The sequence below is a fragment of the Caballeronia sp. SBC1 genome, assembly GCF_011493005.1.
Lineage (GTDB): Bacteria > Pseudomonadota > Gammaproteobacteria > Burkholderiales > Burkholderiaceae > Caballeronia.
Genome location: NZ_CP049156.1, coordinates 248186 through 262003, shown reverse-complemented (window position 1 = coordinate 262003; position 13818 = coordinate 248186). Strand labels below are relative to the sequence as shown.

At 62.2% G+C, this 13818-nt stretch carries 15 protein-coding genes; 3 read left to right on the top strand and 12 right to left on the bottom strand.

From position 1 onward, the window contains the following. Nucleotides 1–77: 77 nt before the first annotated feature. From lipA to SBC1_RS01220, 3 genes are all read right to left on the bottom strand, one after another. Nucleotides 78–1088: a lipoyl synthase gene (gene lipA, locus SBC1_RS01230; RefSeq protein WP_165085865.1), complete on the bottom strand. Its 1011-nt coding sequence runs from the start codon at nucleotides 1086–1088 to the stop codon at nucleotides 78–80. Nucleotides 1089–1101: 13 nt separating this feature from the next. Then, nucleotides 1102–1851 carry a lipoyl(octanoyl) transferase LipB gene (gene lipB, locus SBC1_RS01225; protein ID WP_165085863.1) on the bottom strand — a complete coding sequence of 250 codons (750 nt, stop codon included), beginning with the start codon at nucleotides 1849–1851 and terminating at the stop codon, nucleotides 1102–1104. 199 nt (nucleotides 1852–2050) lie between these two features. Next, entirely contained in the window at nucleotides 2051–2377 is a 327-nt protein-coding gene (locus tag SBC1_RS01220) for a DUF2917 domain-containing protein (RefSeq protein WP_165085860.1), read from the bottom strand. Nucleotides 2378–2501: 124 nt separating this feature from the next. Between SBC1_RS01220 and SBC1_RS01215 the strand changes: the two genes are divergently transcribed. Then, the gene (locus tag SBC1_RS01215) at nucleotides 2502–3482 is read left to right on the top strand and encodes a transcriptional regulator GcvA (protein WP_165085856.1); all 981 of its coding nucleotides are present in this window, start codon (nucleotides 2502–2504) and stop codon (nucleotides 3480–3482) included. Here the strand turns inward: SBC1_RS01215 and SBC1_RS01210 are convergent. From SBC1_RS01210 to SBC1_RS01170, 9 genes are all read right to left on the bottom strand, one after another. Further along, the gene (locus SBC1_RS01210; RefSeq protein WP_165085854.1) at nucleotides 3466–3738 is read right to left on the bottom strand and encodes a DUF493 family protein; all 273 of its coding nucleotides are present in this window, start codon (nucleotides 3736–3738) and stop codon (nucleotides 3466–3468) included. The two genes, SBC1_RS01215 and SBC1_RS01210, sit on opposite strands and share 17 nt — an antisense overlap. A 114-nt stretch (nucleotides 3739–3852) precedes the next feature. After that, nucleotides 3853–5064, bottom strand: coding sequence for a D-alanyl-D-alanine carboxypeptidase family protein (locus SBC1_RS01205; RefSeq protein ID WP_165085851.1), 1212 nt, complete (start codon nucleotides 5062–5064; stop codon nucleotides 3853–3855). Between the two features lie 644 nt (nucleotides 5065–5708). Next, nucleotides 5709–6341 (bottom strand): alpha/beta hydrolase, encoded by a 633-nt coding sequence (locus SBC1_RS01200; RefSeq protein ID WP_165986987.1) that lies wholly within the window; start codon nucleotides 6339–6341, stop codon nucleotides 5709–5711. 11 nt (nucleotides 6342–6352) lie between these two features. Beyond that, nucleotides 6353–6685, bottom strand: coding sequence for a ferredoxin (locus SBC1_RS01195; protein ID WP_165986985.1), 333 nt, complete (start codon nucleotides 6683–6685; stop codon nucleotides 6353–6355). A gap of 55 nt (nucleotides 6686–6740) precedes the next feature. Further along, on the bottom strand, nucleotides 6741–7916 hold the full coding sequence (locus SBC1_RS01190; RefSeq protein WP_165085847.1) for a VanZ family protein: 1176 nt from the start codon (nucleotides 7914–7916) through the stop codon (nucleotides 6741–6743). 99 nt (nucleotides 7917–8015) lie between these two features. After that, nucleotides 8016–8660, bottom strand: a complete 645-nt coding sequence (locus SBC1_RS01185; RefSeq protein WP_165093008.1) for an ABC-type transport auxiliary lipoprotein family protein — start codon at nucleotides 8658–8660, stop codon at nucleotides 8016–8018. Nucleotides 8661–8806: 146 nt separating this feature from the next. Beyond that, a complete protein-coding gene (locus SBC1_RS01180) occupies nucleotides 8807–9766 on the bottom strand; it encodes an MlaD family protein (RefSeq protein WP_165986983.1) in 960 nt (319 codons plus the stop codon). 88 nt (nucleotides 9767–9854) lie between these two features. Next, nucleotides 9855–10733, bottom strand: a complete 879-nt coding sequence (locus tag SBC1_RS01175) for an ABC transporter ATP-binding protein (RefSeq protein WP_165085842.1) — start codon at nucleotides 10731–10733, stop codon at nucleotides 9855–9857. Continuing rightward, a complete protein-coding gene (locus SBC1_RS01170) occupies nucleotides 10733–11866 on the bottom strand; it encodes an ABC transporter permease (protein ID WP_165986981.1) in 1134 nt (377 codons plus the stop codon). The genes SBC1_RS01175 and SBC1_RS01170 overlap by 1 nt, the downstream gene beginning before the upstream one ends. A 183-nt stretch (nucleotides 11867–12049) precedes the next feature. Here SBC1_RS01170 and SBC1_RS01165 point away from each other — a divergent pair, with 183 nt between their 5' ends. Together SBC1_RS01165 and SBC1_RS01160 are read left to right on the top strand one after the other, a co-directional pair. Then, entirely contained in the window at nucleotides 12050–13003 is a 954-nt protein-coding gene (locus SBC1_RS01165; protein WP_165085837.1) for a biotin--[acetyl-CoA-carboxylase] ligase, read from the top strand. Further along, nucleotides 13000–13806, top strand: a complete 807-nt coding sequence (locus tag SBC1_RS01160; RefSeq protein WP_165986978.1) for a type III pantothenate kinase — start codon at nucleotides 13000–13002, stop codon at nucleotides 13804–13806. The genes SBC1_RS01165 and SBC1_RS01160 overlap by 4 nt, the downstream gene beginning before the upstream one ends. The last annotated feature ends 12 nt before the right edge of the window (nucleotides 13807–13818 follow it).

The window sequence follows — 13818 nt, the reverse complement described above, 5'->3', positions numbered from 1 at the left end:
TTCCGGGCAATCGGAGAGGTCTCAAAACGCAAAAACCCACGTTTCCGTGGGTTTTCGTACCAGCCAAGCCAGAAGACTTAGATCGCGCCAACCAGGCCCGCGTCGTGAGCCTGCTGATCCGCGTGATAGCTCGAACGCACCATCGCGCCAACGGCCGCGTGAGTGAAGCCCATCTTGTACGCTTCTTCCTCGTACATCTTGAAAGTATCCGGGTGAACGTACGAACGCACCGGAAGATGATGCTCGGACGGCTGCAGATACTGGCCGATCGTCAGCATGTCGACGTCATGTGCACGCAGGTCGCGCATGACTTGAAGAATTTCTTCTTCCGTTTCGCCCAGGCCGACCATGAGGCCGGACTTGGTCGAGACTTCCGGATGCAGCGCCTTGAAGTCCTTCAGCAACTTGAGTGAATGCGCGTAATCCGAACCCGGACGCGCTTCCTTGTACAGACGCGGCACCGTTTCGAGATTGTGGTTCATCACGTCTGGCGGCGCGGCGGTCAAAATCCCGATTGCGCGATCCAGACGGCCACGGAAATCCGGCGTCAAAATTTCGATGCGCGTCATGGGCGAATGCTCACGCACCTGACGGATACATTCCACGAAATGCGCCGCGCCGCCGTCACGCAGGTCATCGCGATCCACGCTCGTGATCACCACATATTTCAACTTCAACGCACCGATCGTGCGTGCAAGGTTCAGCGGTTCGTCCGCATCGAGCGGATCGGGGCGGCCGTGGCCCACGTCGCAGAACGGGCAACGACGCGTACATTTGTCGCCCATGATCATGAAGGTCGCGGTGCCCTTGCCGAAACATTCGCCAATATTCGGGCAGCTCGCCTCTTCACAGACCGTATGAAGGTTGTGTTCGCGCAGGATTTGCTTGATCTCGGTGAATCGGGAACTGCCCGTTGCAGCCTTCACGCGAATCCATTCCGGCTTTTTCAGCTTTTCGATCGGGATGATCTTGATCGGGATGCGTGCAGTCTTTGCTTGCGCTTTCTGTTTGGCGGTGGCGTCGTAGGGCGCAGCAGCGGCGGTTGATGAAGCGGTGCTGCCAGCCAGATTTCCGGTTACGTCAGTCATTCGGTCGGTCCATTCAGACGGCCACGCCGTTCTGCGGTTGGGCGGCGGTCGCGCGATGGCCGCCGATATGGTGAGTGAGGTTTTCAGCCAGCATTTGAGCCACGTCGTTCCATTCTGCCCTCACGCCGAGTGTTGCCATGTCGACGGTTTCGAGTCCGGCGTAGCCACACGGGTTGATCGCGAGGAACGGTTGCAGGTCCATCTTCACGTTGAGGCTCACACCGTGATAACTGCAGCCGTTGCGAATTTTCAGCCCGAGTGCCGCGATCTTCGCGCCCGCGTGGGCGAGCTGCGACGGCGTTGGCGCGACGTAGATGCCCGGCGCGCGCTCCTTGCGCTCCGTTGCGAGATTATACGATGCAAGCGTTTCGATCACGCCGGCCTCAATCCGCTGTACCAGTTCGCGGACCATGAGCTTGCGGCGGCGCAGGTCAAGCAGCAGGTACGCGACGACTTGTCCCGGCCCGTGATACGTGATCTGACCGCCGCGATCGACTTTCACAAGCGGGATATCGCTATCGGGATTAAGCAGATGCGCGGGATCGCCGGCCAGTCCTAACGTGAAAACGGGCGGATGCTCGACGAGCCAGATTTCGTCAACCGTTTCGGGCGTGCGCGTGTCCGTGAAAGCGCGCATGGCGTCGAAACTTTGTGTGTAGGGCTCGAGGCCGCGCCAGCGGAAAATGACCGAGGGGGCCAAAACGCTAGGAACGGAGTGATCTATTGATGCTGAATGGAGAGTTATTACCGGCTGGGCGGACATAGTCCCGATAGTTTACCGAAGTTCGGCAGCTCGCGCCGGTGGACGGTTTTTGAGGGGATGGTTTCGGGACTTAGCGACTGGGGAGCCAGCGACCCGCATCAATTCCGACCGCTAAACCCCGTACCCAGCCGCCTGCCCAATCCCAGACCGCCTGTGCGAACTAAACCGCTATAAACGCCAGTGCGAACGAAAAACCCTCTTAAACCGTCCTCCACCCCGACCTGAACCGCCCCGCAAGCTTCTCGAACCGGCGCGTCAGCCATCCAATCGCCCGCTGATCGGCCCGCGGCGCCAACGTGAAAACCACCTGCGCGGTGCGCCCCTTCTCCGTGCTGAGCCACAACCGTTCGCGCTCACGCAGCTTCAGGCATTCACCCGGCACAAGCCAGTAATCTTCCGTATCGTTACTACGCGTGGCCCACACCGGCGCACCTTGAACGACCAACCTGACACTGCGGCCAATCTTCATTGGCACAGTCTCTCCGTCACCAATCTCAAACGTGATGCTTGTGGATATTTCTCGCATGACAGCCTCCGCCAAAAATCGTCTTGATGGCTAAAGCTTAGGCTCAGCTTGCCTTTCAGCAAAACGAGCAATTTTCTTCGGTTTGTGAGATAAATTCACATATGCAATTCGAGAGTGAACGATCGTGGACCTCCGACAACTCCCCGCCCTCAACGCGCTGCGCGCCTTCGAAGCCGCCGCGCGTCACGAAAGCTTTTCACGCGCCGCCGACGAACTCTTCGTCACCCATGGCGCCGTCAGCCACCAGATCCGTGCGCTCGAAGCGGATCTCGGCGTCACGCTCTTCGCTCGCGACGGCAAACGCGTACGCCTGTCGGACATCGGCCGCCAATACGCCACCGAGGTTCGCGCCACGCTTTCCGCCCTCGCTGAAGCCACGCGTCGCCTGCGCTCGGGTGAACGGGACCGGCGGCTGGTGGTGTCAATGTTGTCGTCGTTTTCGGCACGCTGGGTGACGCCGCGGATCGGCGGGTTTATCGAAGAGCATCCGGAAATCAACCTGGAACTGCTCTCAACCAACACACTTACCGATTTCACCCGCGACGACGTGGACGTCGCCATCCGATTCAGCAGCCTGGGCAAATATGCCGGATTGCACTCGGAAGAATTGCTCGATGAAGTGTTTTTCCCAGCGTGTTCGCCGAATTTTTGCGGTGGCAAACTGCCCCGCACGCCCGCCGACATGGCCGACGCGCCTCTGCTGCGCTCGCACGACGAACTCTGGAAACCGTGGTTCGATGCAGCCGGGCTCGTGGACTGTCCTGAGCCAAAGCGCGGGGTTTTATACGAGGATTCGTCGAATTTGCTGCAGGCGGCCATTCAAGGCCAGGGAATTGCGCTCGTGCGCCGGTCGCTTGCCATGCATGAAATCGTGGCGGGCCGGCTCGTGCGGCTGTTCAATATTGACGGGCCGAGCCCGTGGAACTACTACTTCGTCTGCCCGCCCGCGTTGCTGGGAACGCAACGCGTGCAGGTCTTTCGCACTTGGCTCTTCGACGAAATCGCACGCTTCAAGCAACTCTACGAGTGCACGCCGGCTGCCTGCGATGCACCTATGCAGCCACTCGCGGCCGAGCCTCAACTCAAGCTCAAAGTACCACTTTGACCATTGGGTGACCGGTCAGCGCGCGATAGATATCGTCGAGATGTGCGCGGCTTTGCGCCCGCACGGTGATAGTCAGGCCAGTATATTTTCCGCCCGAGGACGGGCGCGTTTCAATGCGCTCAATGTCGAACTGGTCATCGAATTCGCGGATCACAGTCACGACGGCATCTCGGAATTCCGGATGTGTCGCGCCCATCACCTTGATCGGAAAATCGCAGGGAAAATCGAACAGGGCGTCGATATCGGGTGAACTCATGGTGTTTCTCCATCACAGGACGCCCGGTCCACCCGGGCGTCTTACAGCAGGCGTAGATGGAGCCGGATCACATAAATCCAACCACCGCCCTGCCTGACTGCCTACTTCTTCAGCTTACTTCTTCTTTTGCCACATCATCAGCAGCGAGTCCCACGTCCGGCCGACAAAACCGGCTTGCGGCACGTCCTGCAGCGCGACCAGCGGAAACTGCGCAACTTCCTTGCCGTCCGCCATCATCTTCACCGTGCCGATCTGCTGGCCCTTCTTGATCGGCGCGACGATGGTGTCGTTGTGCGTAACCGTCGGCTTCACCTTGTCGCCCATGCCCTTCGGCACGGTGATGTACTGATCCGACTCCACGCCCGCCTGCACCAGGTTTTCGGTGCCCTTGTAAACACGCGGCGACTCGATCACCTGACCCGCCTTGTACAGGCGCAATGCGTCATAGGCCGTATAGCCGTAGTTCAGCATTTTCAGGCTGTCCTGCACCCGGTTGTGCTCTTTCGGCTCGCCCATCATGACGGCGACCAGGCGGCGGTTGGCGTCGGGTACACCATCCAGCGGACGTTTCGCCGAGGCGATCAGGCAATAACCGGCAGCCTTGGTGTGACCGGTCTTCAAGCCGTCAACGGTGGAATCGATCCACAGCAAGCGGTTGCGGTTCGGCTGCTTGATCTTGTTGTAGGTGAAATCCTTCACCGAGAAAATGCTGTAGTACTCGGGAAAATCGCGGATCAGGCGCGTGGACAACACGGCCAGATCGCCCGCCGTGGTGTAGTGCTGCGGGTCGGGCATGCCGTTCACATCGGCGAAATGGGTATTCTTCATACCGATCTGTTTCGCCGCCGCGTTCATCAGCGCGACGAAGTTCGACTCGCTGCCGCCCACCAGTTCAGCCAGCGCGATAGCCGCATCATTGCCCGACTGGATGATCATGCCGTACACGAGATCGTGCACGGTCACCGGCTTGTTCGCCTCGATAAACATGCGCGACTCGTCCGTGCCCACGCGGCGCACGGCTTCGCTCGGCATGACCGTCTGGTCCATGTTGATCTTCTTCGACTTGAGCGCGTCGAAGACGAGATAAGCGGTCATGAGCTTGGTCAGCGACGCCGGCTCCGAGCGCTCGTCCGGGTTACCGGAAGCAAGCACCTGATTGCTGGTGGCATCGACGAGAACCCAGGAACGCGCCGTGACATCGGGCGGCGGCACTTGCGCAAACGCAGTCGCCGCGACAAGCGTCGCGGGCAAAACGATGGCGGCAGTGACAGCGCGGTGAATGGCAGAAGGAGCGACGAAGGACAAGCTTGAAGGGGAAAAGCGCATAGGTTCGGATCGGCAGAAAAAACATCGGCGAGTCAGGCATTCCCTTCAAGGAAACACGCAACGCACGGGTTGTACAGGCGGAGGGTCAGTCCAGTAGAGCGCTTTGAGTGACGACATTGTCGGACGTCGCGCACGTCGCACGATAGCGGATTGATTGGACCAATCGGGACCGCTTGGGTTGCATCGGTTTTCGTTTGACCGCTTTTGAATCGCATTCGAACTGCCCTGAATGACGGGCAACTTCAAACCGCGACATAAAGCACGCAACACTTAAAACCCAAGACAAACCCGGCGAATGCCCGGTTGAATCCTTAATCCGCCGGCGCGACATAAAACGCTCGCTGGACTGACCTCCGCGCGCTTCGATACTCGAGCGGCGCATGCGCTTTGCGTGCCCGCAAAATTCAGTGCCGGACACGTGCCGCATGCGCTACGGCGAGCGCTGAACCGACAGTCGGTCGCGCAAAAGTCTGCGCCATTATACGCGTGCGCCAAACCGCTTTTGCCGCGAAAGTGGCTGGATGTGCCGGGGATTCGTGAAAAGAAGGATAAAATCGGCAGCGGCGCAAAGCCTTTGAAAGCCTCGCGCCGCGCGTTGATTCAACAGAAGGTTTGTTTCGGTAAAGCGTAAAACCGAAGAAAACTCAACGCCATGCGTCGACGATAATCTTCTTCAGCACATGCAGCTTCCGATGAAAGAAATGCTCGCCGCCGGGAATCACGACCACCGGCAATTCCTGCGGCCGCGCCCAGTCGTACACGGAACTGATAGGCACGGTTTCGTCCACTTCACCGTGAATCACGAGCGTGTTGTCCGGCACCTCGGCCACCTGCCAGTTGCTCGCCGCCGTCCCCACGAACACCATCCGCTCAATGGTCTCGCCCGACTCGCGCAAGTGCTTCGCCACATGCGACATCACAAAGGTGCCGAACGAGAAACCGGCGAGCACCAGCGGGACATCGGCTTGGCCCGGCTGCGCGCGCATATGAGCGACCACGGCCAGCAGATCGTCGCGTTCGCCCGTGCCATTGTCGTGCTCGCCTTGCGTTTCACCCACGCCCCTAAAATTCGAGCGATACGTGATGTATCCAAGCTGCACGAGCGTGCGCGCGAGCGTCTGCGCGACCTTGTTGTCCATCGTCCCGCCGAACAACGGGTGCGGGTGCGCAACGAGCGCAATGCCTCTTGTAGCGGTGCCGTCGGCGGGACGATCCAGCGCGACTTCGATCTTGCCCACCGGTCCGTCGATCAGAAACCTGTCGGTCTGTGCGTTCATTGCGTGAGTCCTCAGACCACGGGTTGATCGATCAGCAAACGCTCGACGATCTTGCCGTTGACCAGATGCGAATCGACAATTTCATCGATATCCGCTTCATCCACATACGTGTACCAGGTTCCTTCGGGATACACGACGACCACGGGCCCCAGTTCGCAGCGCTCGAGGCAACCGGCCTTGTTGATGCGGACCTTGCCGTCGCCCGCGAGCCCGAGCTGTTTTACGCGCTTTTTCGCGTACTCCTGCATGGACTGGGCATTGCAATTCGCGCAGCTCGGGCGTGCGGCGTCGGGGTCGCGCTGGTTGAGGCAGAAGAACACGTGATACTTGTAGAACGGGTCCATGAGCTTGGCCGGAAGATGTTTGATGTCGTGGGATTTTTGTGTTGCTTTGAGCCGATTATAACGACCGTCGCTTTTCACCGCCGTGACGCCGCCGGGCCAGAAATGCACGCTCCGCAGTCGATGCCAGCCAGCCAAGTGCGGCATACGGCCACACCCACGCAAGCCACTGCGAAAGGCCGTTGAAATGCAGATAACGCCCTTGGCGCCAGTCGGCGAGCACGATATCGAAATAGGGATTGACCGGCAGAAGATTCACCAGCACCAGCGCCACGATAAGCGCAAGACCGGCCAGCGTCGCGCGCCACGCCCGCGAGCATCGCAGTGACAGCACACCCGCCAGCGTTCCGAACGCAATGCCTGCTATGGCGCCGTCGGTGGCCCAGTTAAGCGTGAGCCCGGAGCGCGATTGCAGGAACGTCGCGCCGGCCTTCGCGCCCAGTGTCGCGAGCACCAGTCCGAGCAGCAGCCGCACGCGCGGCGCGCGGGTGCGCATTGGCAACGTGGCCAGCACCAGCGCGGCAAACAGGTTGAGCGAGGTGATGAGCGTTTCCCAGGCGGCGTCGGGGAGCTTGGCGCCCAGGTGCGCCGGCCAGGCCGCGACGTTCCACGCGGCAGGCGTCCACGCGAGCAGCGCGTCCTGCATGACCGGGTCGATGCTCAGCCACAGCACGCGCGGCAAATCCCCAACAGCGAACAGGAACGGCGCGGGATACATGGCGGCAAACGGCCAGAGCCCGGATAAACCAATCATGTACGCGGCATCGCGCTCGAACCACATGAAACGCATGCGCCGCAGCAAGCCCCGGTCGAGCAGCATGCTGGTGGCGGGCGCGGTGAGCGCCGCGCCCAGCAGCGCGCCGAGGGCGTTTGCGGCCAAATCAAGATTCGACGCCACGCGCGTGGGAAGATAGGTCTGCACGGCTTCCATCGAGCCCGACAACATCGCCCCGCCGATAAACGCCACGCCCGCCGCAAGCGCGCCGCGCCAGCGCGGATAAAGCGCAAGCACGGCCAGCGCACCGAACGGCATGTAACCGAGCACGTTGGTGATGACGTCGAACGCGGTGAGATATTGCGGCAGCGGATCGGTGAGATACGCGAACGGACCGATTCCCTGCGAACGCCAGCCCGAAAACGGATACAGCGATCCGTAGACCACCAGCATTGTGTAAACCGCCAGAGCCTGCCGCGAAAGCGCGGACGGCCGGCGCTGCCAGTGCTTGAGACTCATGCGCGCCGCCCTCGTTGTTGCGGTGTGGCGCAGCGCGCCCCGTCGACATACGTAGCAATCACTAGACGGTACCGGACACGTTCGAGGCGTTCACGGCTATCACTGCGAAGCAACCAGCGGCTGCACGCCGAGCCATGCCGCCATTTGCGCGATCAGGTCATCGGAAGCGGCGGCGAGCGCACGCGCGCCACCGGCGGCATCAGCCGTGTACGAAGGCGCCCGCGCGATGAACGTGCGCTGGCTGACCACCTGCCCATGCTGCGACAACGTCACCCGCGCCGAGACCTCGCCATGGCTTTGCTCGGGGGCATCGAAGACTTGCTCGAAGTCCGTCAGATCGACCTGCAACGTGGGCGCGCGCACCGGGTCTGCACCCGTGAGCACCGGGCCGCGCGAGGCCAGCGTCGCGCGCAGGCGCTGCGTGAGCAACTCCGCCGGCGACATGGTCCAGCGGCTGTCCGCATAGCTGCCGGTGCGCTGGGCATCGGCATATTTCAGGCGATACACGAACGCGTCGGTATCCAGGTTTTTCGCTGCGCTCACCGCCAGCACTTTCACCGGCGGCATGTTCATGGTGTTGCCAAGAGGCGTGGGCGCGCCCAGGTCGTAGCGGATATTCGACACGGCCGCGGGCGGTCCCGACGCGCAACCCGCGAGTACGGCAACAACGGTGACGGCGGCCAGGCTGATAAAACCGGAGCGCGCCCGCGGCAGCGGGCGCGCAGCACGCTTGGATAAGCGCATCGCCTGCAAGATCGTGTGTGGCATCACAGTTCCCTATTTCATGATCAAAAGCGCTTGGACACCGAACTCTAGTCCGCCAAATTTCTGCGGGCAGCGAACCCGATGCCGATGGTTCTGCGCCATGTTGTGCGACTTCATTCGCGGCTTCATTTCGATGGGGCCGACGGCCACTGGAAACCCGGCTCGCCAGGCCCAGGTGCCGGCTGCGGCGCGCCAAACAGCACGCTGCGCGGATTCCGGTTAAAGGTTTCGGCGGCACGATCCACGGAGCGCGCCGCACTGCCCACGTCGTCGGCCAGCGAATTCACGCGCGGCAAGGTCTCGTAGCCCACCCGCGCGGCCATCTCCTGCAACGACTCATTGACTTCGTTCATCACCAGGCCGGCGCGTTCAGCCGCCTCACCCGCCTTGTTCATGTTGGTCACGAACGGGCCGTCCGCCCGGCTCAGGCTGTTCGCGAGCGCATTGGTCGATGCGAGCGTGCGATCCAGTTGATCCAGCGTTCGGGGCAGTTGCTGCGCCACCGGGCCGACCTGCTTGCTCAACACAGCAATGCTGTCTGCCGCGCCTTGCAGGCTTTTGGCGGTCTGCTGCACCTGATCGCGCATGTCGTCGGACATGAATCTGTCTGCATCGTCGGCAAGTCGTTCAAACTTTTTGATCAGGATGTCGCCACGTTGCTGCAACTGGTCGAACAAGCCCGGACGCAAGGGCAGCGACGCCACCTTCTGCGCGGATGAGGGCAACGGCGCGGGATTCTTGCCGGTATCGTCGAGTTGCACGAATGCAATCCCCGTCACGCCCTGAAAACCGAGCGTAGCGAACGTGGACTGCGTGATCGGCGCGTTCTTGTCGACCTCAATGCGGATGCGGATCTGCCCCGGATTTTCATGATCGAACTTGATGGACGTCACCTTGCCCACGCCAAGCCCGCGATACCGGACGTCGGCGTCAGTGTACAAACCCGTCACGTTGGTGCGCGCGACGAGGTCGTACGGCACGCGCACGGTGCGGTCCACATTGAAAAAGAACACCGCGAGGCCGATAGCGGCCAACAGCCCGATAGTGAACAGACCGGCCCAGAACGCATGGGATTTGTTTTCCATCAGCAGGTTCCTTTTTTTACTACGACCTTCCAGAGCTTTCTTACCTGAGAGCCGCCCGGAAACATGTCCGCAAGACCGCTGGGAACGGTTAAAGCGCGGGACGGCATGGAGCGTCTTCCAGCGCGACGGCCGGCAATTTTGCACGGCGCTCGGGCGGCAGCGCCTGCAACGCGCGCCTGCCGCGCCGCCCGAGAAAATATTCGCGAATAAACGGGTGATCCACAGCCACCGCCTCTTCTACGGGAGCTGCCACCAGCACACGCCGCTCGGCCAGCACTGCTACGCGCGTGGACAGCGCGACCATGGTGTCGAGGTCATGGGTGACGAGAACCACGGTCAGCCCGAGCGCCCGGTGCAGCGTGGCGATCAGGTCGACGAATTCGTCCGACGCCTTCGGGTCCAGCCCCGCCGTGGGTTCATCGAGAAACAGCAGTTCAGGTTCGAGCGCGATGGCCCGTGCAATCCCCACGCGCTTGACCATCCCGCCCGACAACGCCGACGGCATCTTGCTCATGTTCTTGCACGACAGCCCGACCATCTCGAGCTTGAGCATCACGAACTCGCGGATCAGGTCCTCCGGAATCTTGCCCAGTTCGCGAAACGGCTGCGCGATGTTGTCGTACACCGACAGCGACGAGAACAGCGCGCCCTGCTGGAACATCATGCCGGAACGCGTGCGCAGGATGCGCGCGGTTTCGTCGTTCATGTTCGCCCACTCGTCGCCGAGCACGCGGATCGTGCCGGACGTGGGCGACTCCAGCCCGAGCATCTGCCGCACGAGCGTGGTCTTGCCGGAGCCCGACCCGCCTAGCAACGCCAGGATCTCGCCGCGCCGCACTTCGAGGTTCAGATGCTCGTGGATCACCGTACGGCCGTAGCGCTTTGTCACGTCCACCACTTCGATCACCGGCTCGGCGGTGACGGGCATCGGTTTATCGCGAACGGCGGATGCGAGAGTAGCCGACATCAGAGCCCCACCGACTGGAAGAGGATGGCGAACACGGCGTCGGCGAGAATCACGATGGTGATGGACGACACCACCGAGGTGGTTGTCCCCTCGCCCAGGCTCTGCGAATTCGCCTTGATGCGGAAGCCGAAATGGCACGCGGCCAGTGCGATCAGCATGCCGAACACCACGCCCTTGCCGAGCCCGATCCACAGGTTGGCGATCGGCACGACCGAGGGCAGGGAGCGCGCAAAGAAGGACAGATCGATACCCAATACCAGCTTCGCTGCCAGCGCGCCGCCGAGCAGCGAGACCATGTTGGTCCACATGACCAGCAGCGGCATGGCAATGCCGAGGGCCAGCACGCGCGGCAGCACGATCCGCAGGCCGTGCGGAATGCCCATGACCTGCATGGCATCGAGCTCTTCCGTCACACGCATCACGCCGATCTGCGCAGTAATGGCGGAACCGGAGCGGCCGGCGACCAGGATGGCGGACAGCACCGGCCCAAGTTCGCGTATTACCGAAAGCCCGAGAATATTCACGATGTACTGGTTCGCGCCGAACATGCGCAGTTGTTGCGCGGACAGGTAACTCAGCACGATGCCGATCAGGAACGCCACAAGCGCCGTGATGCCGAGCGCCTGTGTGCCCGCGCTATAAATGTTCGCGGAGATTTCGGTCCACGGAATGCGCTTCGGGCGTCGCACCAGCCCGATCAGGTCGAGCACAAAGCCGCCGAACATGGCGAGGCCACCGTACAGATGCTCGAAGAACGAGAACAGCATCAGGCCGAGGCGCGTGATGGGATCGCTACGATCAATCTGTTCAGGCTCTTCACGATTCGCGTCAAGCAACGCGACCCTTTCGAAGATTTCCCTTTGCGTGTCCGAGAGCATGACGCGCTCCGGCAACTTCCTGCCCCACACGCGCCACAGAGCCTGTCCGCCGACGTGATCGAGCCGTTCGATAGGCAGGAGGTCCCACTGCCTGATTGCTTCCTGCCCGACGCTGCGCAGCCGGTCCACCGCGCCGCGCTTGGTGCTCGCGTGATCACGCGCCAGTGCGAACGCCGTCCACTGGCCGGAAAGCCGGACAAGCTTGCCCTGCTGGCCGGACTCGACCAACAGGCCGGGCGGAGTGTCGAAGTTCAAGGCGTGAAAACGCTCCGGGTAAGGGGGAGGGAGAAGCCATTGTAGCGAAGGTACGTGATGGAATCTCGACCAGGTGGGGCGTTAGCCAAGCGGCCAGGGTTTCGGCGCCCGGGCACGGTGCAACGATCGGGGTGGGTGTTTCCCCGTCAAGGCTGCCGGTCGACAGATCGCTACAATGCGGATATGAACTCATCCAACTCGTCTTTCCCGCTCGACGCCGCCTGGCGTATCGACCGCGACCGGCTGATGTCGCTCGCCGCGCGGCCGGTGCGCGACTGGCCGATCGAGATCGTTGATGAAACGGGCTCCACGAATGCTGACCTCATGGCGCAGCTCAAGGAGCAGCCTCGCAACAAGACGTCAGCGTCATCGTCGGCGCCCGACTCGTTCTCGCCACGTTCGACGCTGAAGGCCGCCGATGGCACGCCTTTCGTGCGTGTTGCTTACTTGCAGACGGCCGGCCGGGGCCGCCGGGGCCGCACGTGGGTTGCGCAGCCGGGCAACGCGTTGCTGTTTTCCATCGCCTGCGTGCTGCCACGGCCGCTTGAAGGGCTCGCGGGCCTGAGCCTCGCGGTAGGCACGGCGGTGCTCGAAGCGCTGAACGGCTTGCCGCTGGCGGCATCGGCGAGACTCGCGCTGAAATGGCCGAACGACATCCTGCTCGACGACGGCAAGCTCGCCGGCATCCTGATCGAAACCGCGTGGAATACGCCGCGAGCGAGCGCGGTCGTGATTGGTATTGGCATCAATCTGCACGGCGCGGCGGAATTGGCGGCCGAACTCGATGAAGCCCAACGCCGGAACGCCCTTCCCGTGCCGGGTAATACACCTGCCTCGTTGTCACGGGCGTGGCCCGAAGCGAATCTCACCGATACCCTCGCCGCCGTCCTGAACGCGCTCGATGCCACCCTCGCACGTTTTGCCGCCGATGGCTTCCGCCCCTTCCGCCAGCAGTGGCTCGCCGCGCACGCCTACGCGGGACGCGAGGTGGTGCTGCTTGAGCAGGGCGTGGAAGTGGCGCGTGGCCTGGCGGTTGGTATTGACGATAACGGCCAGTTGCAGATCGACACGCCGACGGGTCTAAGGACCGCCACCACTGGCGACGTCTCGCTGCGGCTCGCGGAGCAGCGGCCGTGAGTGGTGCACCGTTTCTGCTTATCGATGCAGGCAACAGCCGGATCAAGTGGTCGCTGGTAAGCGCCGCCCATGAAACGCTGAACGGCGGCGCGTTTGAACACGTTGACGTCGAAACCGTTCTGACGGATATAGCCGATTGGTCCAGCTTGCCGACACCCGCAGGCGTGTGGATTTCGAACGTGGCGGGGCCGCGCGTGGGCGAGCGGATTACAACGCTTCTTGATGCGCGCTGGCCCGGCTTGCCCCGCACGATCGTACGCGCGCAGGCGCAACAATCGGGCGTAACGAATCGCTACACGGAACCAGCGGCGCTCGGCAGCGACCGATGGTGCGGCATGATCGGCGCGCACGCGGCGTATCCCGGGGAAAACTTGCTGATTGCCACCATCGGCACGGCGACGACGCTCGAAGCGTTGCTCGCCGATGGCACCTTCACCGGCGGTCTGATCGCCCCCGGCTGGCTGCTGATGATGCAATCGCTCGGCACCCACACGGCGCAATTGCCCACGCTGTTGCCCGACACCGCCCGCCGCGCGATCAGTTCATCGCAGGGTATTTTCGCGACCGACACGCGTACGGCGTTGTCATCGGGATGCCTGCTCGCGCAGGCCGGTTTGATAGAACGTGCGTGGCACGATCTGCGCGCCCTTTGGAACAACGACGTACGCCTGATTCTCAGCGGCGGTGGCGCCAGCGAAGTGGCGGGCGCGCTCAAGGTGCCGCATACTCGCCACGACTCCCTCGTGCTCGCGGGGCTTGCATTGATCGCTCGCGAAGCCGCCGTTTCCCGTTCACTTGATTGATGGAGCGCTTTC

Excerpts from the sequence above, each read along its gene's own strand:
- lipA (WP_165085865.1), bottom strand. The coding sequence starts at position 1,088 with ATGACTGACGTAACCGGAAATCTGGCTGGCAGCACCGCTTCATCAACC.
- lipB (WP_165085863.1), bottom strand. The coding sequence starts at position 1,851 with ATGTCCGCCCAGCCGGTAATAACTCTCCATTCAGCATCAATAGATCAC.
- SBC1_RS01220 (WP_165085860.1), bottom strand. The coding sequence starts at position 2,377 with ATGCGAGAAATATCCACAAGCATCACGTTTGAGATTGGTGACGGAGAG.
- SBC1_RS01210 (WP_165085854.1), bottom strand. The coding sequence starts at position 3,738 with ATGAGTTCACCCGATATCGACGCCCTGTTCGATTTTCCCTGCGATTTT.
- SBC1_RS01205 (WP_165085851.1), bottom strand. The coding sequence starts at position 5,064 with ATGCGCTTTTCCCCTTCAAGCTTGTCCTTCGTCGCTCCTTCTGCCATT.
- SBC1_RS01200 (WP_165986987.1), bottom strand. The coding sequence starts at position 6,341 with ATGAACGCACAGACCGACAGGTTTCTGATCGACGGACCGGTGGGCAAG.
- SBC1_RS01195 (WP_165986985.1), bottom strand. The coding sequence starts at position 6,685 with ATGGACCCGTTCTACAAGTATCACGTGTTCTTCTGCCTCAACCAGCGC.
- SBC1_RS01190 (WP_165085847.1), bottom strand. The coding sequence starts at position 7,916 with ATGAGTCTCAAGCACTGGCAGCGCCGGCCGTCCGCGCTTTCGCGGCAG.
- SBC1_RS01185 (WP_165093008.1), bottom strand. The coding sequence starts at position 8,660 with ATGCGCTTATCCAAGCGTGCTGCGCGCCCGCTGCCGCGGGCGCGCTCC.
- SBC1_RS01180 (WP_165986983.1), bottom strand. The coding sequence starts at position 9,766 with ATGGAAAACAAATCCCATGCGTTCTGGGCCGGTCTGTTCACTATCGGG.
- SBC1_RS01175 (WP_165085842.1), bottom strand. The coding sequence starts at position 10,733 with ATGTCGGCTACTCTCGCATCCGCCGTTCGCGATAAACCGATGCCCGTC.
- SBC1_RS01165 (WP_165085837.1), top strand. The coding sequence starts at position 12,050 with ATGAACTCATCCAACTCGTCTTTCCCGCTCGACGCCGCCTGGCGTATC.